This is a genomic window from Pseudoalteromonas sp. S3785, from assembly GCF_005887365.1.
In the GTDB taxonomy this organism is placed as follows: Bacteria; Pseudomonadota; Gammaproteobacteria; order Enterobacterales; family Alteromonadaceae; genus Pseudoalteromonas.
In genome coordinates this window covers 1-1,190 of sequence record NZ_PNCT01000128.1, presented here as the reverse complement: position 1 = coordinate 1,190, position 1,190 = coordinate 1, and the positions used below count along the sequence as shown (strand labels likewise).

Genomic DNA, 1,190 nt, shown 5'->3' with positions numbered 1-1,190 from the left:
GATTATGTCACCACCGAGAAGAGAAGGAGAAGAGCGGGAGAAATTGCTCACCAATCACCGTGTTTTCTCTGTGTAGCGCGAAGCGTCTCTGTGTCCTCTGTGGTTAAAAACAAGTTAAGCCAATTATTCACAAAGAGGTTTGATGCGCATGCTGTAAATAGAAGGCCTAAAGTTCAAGGTCAGAAGTGCTGGGAAGCCCAATACCCGCCGCCCGTAGACTTTTACTCTTGCCCCTTTTATCTAAATTAGCTTGCTAATTCGGCCAGCGCTTTTTGGCTAAACAAATGCATAGTTACATAATGCTGTTTTTTTATAATCGTCTTCACAATTTCCTGATCGATATTCAAATAATCATGCACAAACACATTTCGTAAACCGATTATTTTACGCCATGAAAGCAGCTCATTATCAGTTAAAACACCGAGTTGAGTTAGTTCGCTAAATGTTTGGTAGGCGTTACTGCTTGTCGTATTTTTAAACTTTTTAAGCCAATGTTTAGATAAGCCAATACATACTTCTGTCATTAACTGTAGCAAACGCTCTGCGGCACGATAGTCTCTATTATTAAGTTGATCTATTTGACTTAATTCGTCGAGCTCTTGCATATATTCATCAATATGTCGTGTTACTTCTTTTATATAAAGCGCTATTCCTGTATCAGTCATGATTACTCGCTATCATCTCAAATTCAAACTGGCTATAAATACGCTGCTGCTCTTTCATCGCTCTAAGGCTATTTTTACCTAAAATTGTATCCCCGTATTCCACAATATTGAATGCAAGGTAACTGGGGATTAAGTTTATATCAACGATTGAAATAAGCTGTTCGTTTAAACTAAGTACATTACTGATTTCTAATTCGAGCTCTTTTGGCCTTAGTCGTTTATCAAAAGAGCTAAGGTCAAAATTTTTAAAAGCGATAGCAAGATCAATATCACTATGGGGTTGTGCTGTACCTTTGGCGTGCGAGCCGTACAGCCAAACCACTTCAATGTCGCTATTTTTCTGCAAGTAATTAACTATTTGTTGAAAAATATTATTGCTCAAAATAAAAAACCATTAGTAAAAACTAAGATAATCATAACTTATCTATTTTATACTGAACACCAAAACCGATAATGCACGCTTATTTGTGTAAGTTGACTTTATGTGATGTATTCACCAAAAAGTTAACATAAGCTGCGCTTTAG

At 36.7% G+C, this 1,190-nt stretch carries 2 protein-coding genes; both read right to left on the bottom strand.

Features of this window, described 5'->3' with window-relative positions; genetic code table 11:
- Window positions 1-245: 245 nt before the first annotated feature.
- On the bottom strand, window positions 246-665 hold the full coding sequence (gene hepT, locus CWC17_RS18775) for a type VII toxin-antitoxin system HepT family RNase toxin (RefSeq protein WP_138614618.1): 420 nt from the start codon (window positions 663-665) through the stop codon (window positions 246-248).
- Window positions 658-1,047 carry a type VII toxin-antitoxin system MntA family adenylyltransferase antitoxin gene (mntA, locus tag CWC17_RS18770; RefSeq protein WP_138540151.1) on the bottom strand — a complete coding sequence of 130 codons (390 nt, stop codon included), beginning with the start codon at window positions 1,045-1,047 and terminating at the stop codon, window positions 658-660. The genes hepT and mntA overlap by 8 nt, the downstream gene beginning before the upstream one ends.
- Window positions 1,048-1,190: the final 143 nt, after the last annotated feature.